The organism is Candidatus Coatesbacteria bacterium, assembly GCA_014728225.1.
Classification (GTDB): domain Bacteria; phylum RBG-13-66-14; class RBG-13-66-14; order RBG-13-66-14; family RBG-13-66-14; genus WJLX01.
Genome location: WJLX01000173.1, coordinates 1 through 6,063, shown reverse-complemented (window position 1 = coordinate 6,063; position 6,063 = coordinate 1). Strand labels below are relative to the sequence as shown.

6 protein-coding genes are annotated in these 6,063 nt (G+C 69.0%); 2 read left to right on the top strand and 4 right to left on the bottom strand.

All coding sequences use genetic code 11. The annotated features are described in order from the left end of the window. Positions 1–259 precede the first annotated feature (259 nt). From rpe to GF399_12375, 4 genes are all read right to left on the bottom strand, one after another. On the bottom strand, positions 260–907 hold the full coding sequence (gene rpe, locus GF399_12390) for a ribulose-phosphate 3-epimerase (protein MBD3401111.1): 648 nt from the start codon (positions 905–907) through the stop codon (positions 260–262). Positions 908–914: 7 nt separating this feature from the next. Next, a complete protein-coding gene (locus GF399_12385) occupies positions 915–1,733 on the bottom strand; it encodes a PASTA domain-containing protein (GenBank protein ID MBD3401110.1) in 819 nt (272 codons plus the stop codon). A 72-nt stretch (positions 1,734–1,805) separates the two neighbouring features. Next, positions 1,806–3,143: a hypothetical protein gene (locus GF399_12380; GenBank protein ID MBD3401109.1), complete on the bottom strand. Its 1,338-nt coding sequence runs from the start codon at positions 3,141–3,143 to the stop codon at positions 1,806–1,808. After that, positions 3,143–4,300, bottom strand: coding sequence for a polysaccharide deacetylase family protein (locus GF399_12375; protein ID MBD3401108.1), 1,158 nt, complete (start codon positions 4,298–4,300; stop codon positions 3,143–3,145). Before GF399_12375 ends, GF399_12380 begins: the two co-directional genes overlap by 1 nt. 185 nt (positions 4,301–4,485) lie before the next feature. Between GF399_12375 and GF399_12370 the strand changes: the two genes are divergently transcribed. Both GF399_12370 and GF399_12365 read left to right on the top strand, forming a co-directional pair. After that, positions 4,486–4,962, top strand: a complete 477-nt coding sequence (locus tag GF399_12370; GenBank protein ID MBD3401107.1) for a 2-C-methyl-D-erythritol 2,4-cyclodiphosphate synthase — start codon at positions 4,486–4,488, stop codon at positions 4,960–4,962. Then, positions 4,959–5,936, top strand: coding sequence for a hypothetical protein (locus tag GF399_12365; GenBank protein ID MBD3401106.1), 978 nt, complete (start codon positions 4,959–4,961; stop codon positions 5,934–5,936). The genes GF399_12370 and GF399_12365 overlap by 4 nt, the downstream gene beginning before the upstream one ends. Positions 5,937–6,063: the final 127 nt, after the last annotated feature.

Here is a 6,063-nt window from a genome sequence, read left to right as displayed (position 1 = left end):
GGCACGGTTTTTGCGGAGGCGGACCGTTGCCGCCGTCCCAACGGTCGCCGAGATGCAAAAACCGTGCCAGTTCCGGCGGCCGGGGGTTGGCGTGTTGTTTGAGGGCCGGCGGACGTCGGGCGCTGTTTTTCAACGTTCCGGGCCGTCGTGTCGGGCGGTTGCAGCGGCGGAGTGAAAGGGGCCGGCCGTCGGAGCCGCCCCCTTCCTTTGCCTAGTCGTGTGAGGTTGTAATGGATGCCGGTTTGGGTTCCCGGGGAGGCTAGGCGACGCTGCCGGCGTTGCGGCGCAGTTCCCCCAGGGTTTGCGCCAGCCGGCCTTTGAACAGGGCGCTGCCGACGACGGCCAGGTCGGCTCCGGCGGCGGCTACCCGGCCGATGGTCTGGGGGTTGACGCCGCCGTCGACCATCACCCGGGCCGGGCTGTGGGACTTGAGCCAGCGGACCTTGTCGAGGCAGGACTCGAGCATCGTCTGGCCGCCCCAGCCGGGGTTGACGGTCATGACCAGAAACAGGTCGGCGCTTTCCAGCAGGGCTTCGAGGGCCCGGGCGGGCGTGCCGGGGTTGATCGACACCCCGGCCAGGCAGCCGAGGTCGTGGATGCGGCCGAGCAGGCGGTGGATGTGCGGTGCGGCCTCGTAGTGGATGGTGATCCAGTCGGCGCCGGCGCCGGCGAAGCTCTCCAGGTGTCGCTCGGGGTGTTCGACCATCAGGTGGGCGTCGAAAACGGCGGAGCTTTCGGCGCGCAGGCTTTTGACCAGCCCGGCGCCGAAGGTGATTTCGGGTACGAAACAGCCGTCCATCACGTCGAGATGGACGTGGTCGAGGCCGTGCTCGGCCAGCTCGACCAGGACCTCGCTCAGGCGGCCCTGGTGGGCGGAGAGAATGCTGGGGCAGATGATCGGGGGCATCGTCGTTTTAGAAGCTGTCGGGCGGCGGCTCGCTGGTTCCGTTTTCGCCCTCGGGCTGAATGGCCCCGCCGGGGGGCGGTCCGAGGCTGACGAACAGGTCGACCTTGTCGCCCTTCTGGACCAGGGTGCCGACCTCGGGGGATTGCTTGTAGATGTAGCCGGGGCGTACGCTGGTGGAGTAACCTGAGTTGACCTCGCCGACCTGGAGTCCCCAGGTGGTCAGCCGATTGTAGGCGCTCTGGTAATCGGTGTTGACCAGGTTGGGCACCGAGACCTCGGCTTCCTCGGAGCCCAGGGAGACCAGCAGGTTGACCCGGGTGCCCCGGGGAACCTCGGTGCCCGGTTCCGGGTTCTGGCCGATGACCGAACTCTCCGGGATCTCGGGGTGGTAGTTCTCGCGCACCTTGCCCGGCTCCAGTCCGCTGCGCACCAGGGCGTCCTCGGCCTGGGCCAGGGCCATGCCGGTCAGGTTGGGGATGCGCACGACCTCGGAACCGGCTGAGACGGTCAGGCCGATGACCCGGCCCTCCTGGACGCTCATCCCGGCTTCGGGGCGTTGGGCCAGGACGTAGCCGTCGGGGACGTCGCTGGAGTACTCTTCGGCTTCCTTCTTGTAGGCCAGGCCGAGCTCCTCGAGCATGGCCGTGGCGGCCTCGAAGCTCATGTTGGTCAGGTCGGGGACCTCGACGTCGCCCCCGCCGCCGACCATCAGCGGCATGATGATGTAGTTGGCCACCAGCATACCCACGCCGAGGGCGGCGCCGGCGAGGATGACATAGAGCAGGACGGCTTTGAGTCGGGCTAGCTTGGTCGGTTTGTCGGTCATGGCTCGTGGGGGTTGGACCCGGGGCGGAGGTGGACGATCAAAGGTCGATTTTGGTCTATCCCGCCCCCGCTGTCAAGGGAGGGCCCGCATCCGGGCGGCGAAGGCGCCGTCGAGGCCGCTATGCTGGGGCAGGCTCCAGGCGCAGCCGTCGGCGAGGGTGAAGCGCTCGGCGGGCAGACCGAGCTCGCTGAGGAGCTCGGTGGTTATTGGTTCCAGGATAAAATCGCCGCGACGTTTCAGAAAACGCTCCACGACTCCGCTGTTTTCCTCGGGCTCCAGGGAGCAGGTGGAGTAGATCAGCAGGCCGCCGCGCTTGACCAACCGGGCCGCCGCTCGCAGCAGGCCGACCTGGAGGTCGCTCAAGCGCTTGATGTCGCCGACGGACAGGCGCCAGCGGGCCTCGACCCGCCGGGCCAGCACCCCGGTGTTGGAGCAGGGGGTGTCGACGAGAACCCGGTCGAGGCGGTGGCCGAAGAAGGGCGGCTGCAGCAGATCACCGTGGACGAGGGCGGCGCCGAGCTGCAGGCGCTCGGCGTTCTCCTCCAGCACGCTCAGGCGCGGTGCGGAGAGCTCGAGGGCCGTCAGGCGGGCCGTCGATCCGCCGCGGCGGCGCAGGTGGGCCAGCTTGCCCCCCGGAGCGGCGCAGGCGTCGAGGACGCTCCCGCCGGGGTCGGGGGTCGCGAGACAGGCGGCCAGGGTCGTCGCCGGATCGGCGGCGTAGGCCAAGCCCTCCTGAAAAAGAGGATCGCTCGCCGGGTCGCCGGGGGAGTTCAGGCGCAGGCAGTCGGAGAAGCCGGGTTCGTCGGTGAACTCCAGCCCGCTGCGGCGACGCAGCTCGGCGACGTCGACGCCGGGGGCGGGAAAGACGAAGGTCGGCCGGGGAGCGTTGTCGAAGGCGGTCAGTCGTCGGGTTTCGTCGAGACCGAAACGCTCGCTCCAGCGCTCGACGAGCCAGCGGGGGTGGCTCTGACTGACGGCCAGATGACGGAGGGGTTCGTCGTCGGGCTGTGGCGGCGTCGGCGGCTCGCGGAGCAGACGGCGCAGCACGGCGTTGACCAGACCGGCGGCACGTCGTGTCGAAGCCTCGCTACGGGCCAGCTCCACGGCCGTCGAGACGGCGGCATAGTCCGGCACCCGGTCCAGGCGCAGCAGTTGATAGGCGCCCAGCCGCAGCAGCTCGCGCAGCTCGGGCTGCAGGCTGTGCAGGGGCCGATCGGTGCAGGCGCCGAGGTTGTAATCCAGCAGTCCGCGCCAGCGGATGGTTCCCAGCACCAGCTCGTAGGCCAGCCGCCGGTCGGCCTCGCCCAGCTCGACAGCGCCGAGCTCCCGTCTTAGTAGCTCCTCGGCGCTCGGCGACGCCGATCCCCGGGTGCGCAGCACCCGCCAGGCCAACCTGCGGGGGTCGGCCATCAGCGCTCCAGCCGGGCGATGAACTGGCCGAGGGTCAGCGAGGGAACGATGTTCCAGCGGTGGAGCTCCAGCTCGTTGGTGTTGGCGTCGACGTAGGTGTTGGCCTGACGGATGGTCAACACGCCTTCGTAGCCCGCCAGCAGGGCGCTCTTGAGCACGTAGGAATCGTAGCAGCCGTAGGGCAGGGCCAGGCTGCGCACCTCGATGCCCAGCTTCTCCTCCAGGATCAGCCTGGAGTCGACCAGCTCGTGCATCAGCCGGTCGGTGTAGGAGCCGCGGCCCGCGGGCGGCTTGGTTCCGGAGCCGTCCCAGGTTTCGCGGTCGGTCAGATCGCAGTGACTGACCGTATGGCTGCCGACCTCGAAGCCGGCGGCCAGCATCTCCCGGTACTGGTCCCAACTGATCGTCCGCCCGCCGCGGTCGACGTAGTTGGTGTAGACGTAGAGCGTCGCCGTGCCGCCGTAGCGCTTCAGTACGGGAAAGGCGTAGTCGTAGACGCCGGACCAGCCGTCGTCGAAGGTCAGGGCCACACAGCGCTCGGGCAGACCCGCGCCGCCGGAATAGACGGCGTCGAGGAGCTGGGAGATGGTGATGAAGGTGTAGTCGTTCTCGGCCAGATAACGCACCTGCCGTTCGAACTGGCCCGGGGTGATGACGGTGGAGTAGTTGCTGTGGGGGCGGATGTCGTGGTACATCAGGATCGACACCCGGGGCGGCTCCCGCTGGGTCAGTGTCGGATCGATCCATTCGTCGGGTTTGCCCAGGGCCCACATCAGCCGGGGTCGGCCGATCAGAGCGTAGCGCTGATAGTCGGCGACGCTTTCAGAGCCGTCGGTCAGTCGTTCCCAGCGCAGGGGCGGCTGGTCGGAAGCGGCCAGGCTGCGCAGCTCCTCCCAGGTCCGAGCGGCCGCGGCCGAGGACAGATCGTTGCGTAGACGTTCCTCGATCCGGTAGCGTTCCGGCGTCAGGTAGTCGAGCAGACCGGCGACGTCGTAGCGCGGTGTGCCCTCCTCGACGGCGGTGGCATGATACTCGCCGATAAAGGCCGTCAGCTCGGCCTGGCCGGCGGCGGCGGGGGGGACGGCCCCCAGAACCACCAGCAGCAGGAAGGCGCCGCCCAGTAAGAAGACCTGTAGCTTTTGCTTGACCGGGGACATGGCCTCTCCCAACGTCTCTGCCCGGGAAGTATACCACAGCGGGGGGATTTCTTCAGGTCTCTGCGGGGCGGGGAAGGTTGACAGCGGCGGACTTAACGGCCTACAATCCCCCTTCGGGTCCCCTTGGTCGAAAGCCGCGACTGTAATCCCTTCAGGTGTGGCTGCGCCGCAGTCCGGAGGTCAGATTGCGTATCGGAATCGGTTACGACGTTCATCGTCTCTGCGCCGGCCGCCGCTTGGTACTCGGCGGGGTGCAGATGGAGACCCATCTCGGTCTCGAGGGACACTCCGACGCCGACGTGCTCACCCACGCGATCATCGACGCCCTGCTCGGGGCGGTGGCGCTGCCCGATATCGGCCGCCAGTTCCCGGACAGCGATCCGGCCTACGCCGGGGCCAGCTCGCTGCGCCTGCTCAAGCGGACGATGGAGCTGCTCAACCAGGCCGGGTACAAACCCCACAACGTCGACGCCGTCGTCGCCGCCGAGGCCCCGCGCCTGGCGCCGCACATCGACGCCATGCGCGCCAGGCTGGCCGAGGTGCTCGAGCTCCAGACCGGGGCGGTCAGCGTCAAGGCCACCACCGGGGAGAAGCTGGGCTTCGTCGGCTCCGAGGAGGGCATGTGCGCCTGGGCCGTCTGCACGATCGAGGAGGTCCGATGAGGCTGCTTCGCCGGCGTCCCTGGGTTCCGATCGCGGCCGGGTTGCTGTTGTCACTCCTGGCCGGTTGTCGTCTCGAACCGCCCCGCGGCGTGGTCTACGTCGTCGATGACGACTTCACCACCCGGGCCTACTATCGGGCGATAGTCGACGCCGACAACCTGACGCTCGGCGCGGCCGTCGAGCTGCCCCTCGAACACCCCGTCGACCTGCCCGCCTTTACGCCCGCCGGCGATGAACTGTGGGCCTTCAGCGCCGACGCCGACGACAACCCCGGCCTCTACCGCCTGGCCTTCGACGACGCCGGTCCCGTCGGCGCGCCCGAGCGCCTGATCGATCTGACCCCCTACCCCGCCGCCGCCGCCAGCGCCGCTCAACCCGCCGGCGGCGGACGGGTCTTCTTCGACGCCCGGGTGCCCGAAACCGACAGTTGGCAGCTTTTCGTCTACGAAGACGGTGACGTCGTCCAACTGACCGCGGGCGCCGCCGACCGGGAGATCCCCGTCGTCTCGCCCGACGGCGCCCGGCTGGTCTTCTCCACCAACGACGACGGCGCCGGGGGACGCGGCGACGATTACGACCTCTGGACCTACGAGCTGGCCGCGGGCGAGTTGAAACCCCTCCTTGTGCTGCCCGGCGACCAGGGCTCGCCCAGCTTCGGCCCCGACGGCGCCCTGTACTTCAACAGCACCGCCGCAGACGCCGCCGATAACAACGCCGAATTCGATCTGGCCCGCCTCGATGAGCTGGAAGTTCCGAAACCCGGCGACATCGACTACCTGCCCGACCTCGGCGGGCTGGAGATCTTCCCCCGACCGGCCGGCGACGGCCGCCTGCTGCTGGTCAGTGTCCTCACCGACGACGGCTGGAACGCCGTGATTTACGACCTCGAGAACGAAACCAGCCGTACCCTCGGCCACCCCGACGGGCCGCAGATCATTTACGCCGGCTGGCGCCCCCCGGCGCCGACTGAGTAGGCCCGCCCGGAAGACCTGTGCCGGACCCCGGCGCCCGCTCCGTCCGCCCGCCCCGGAACTGGCACGGTTTTTGCGGAGGCGGACCGTTATCGTCGGCCGTAACGGTCGCCGAGATGCAAAAACCGTG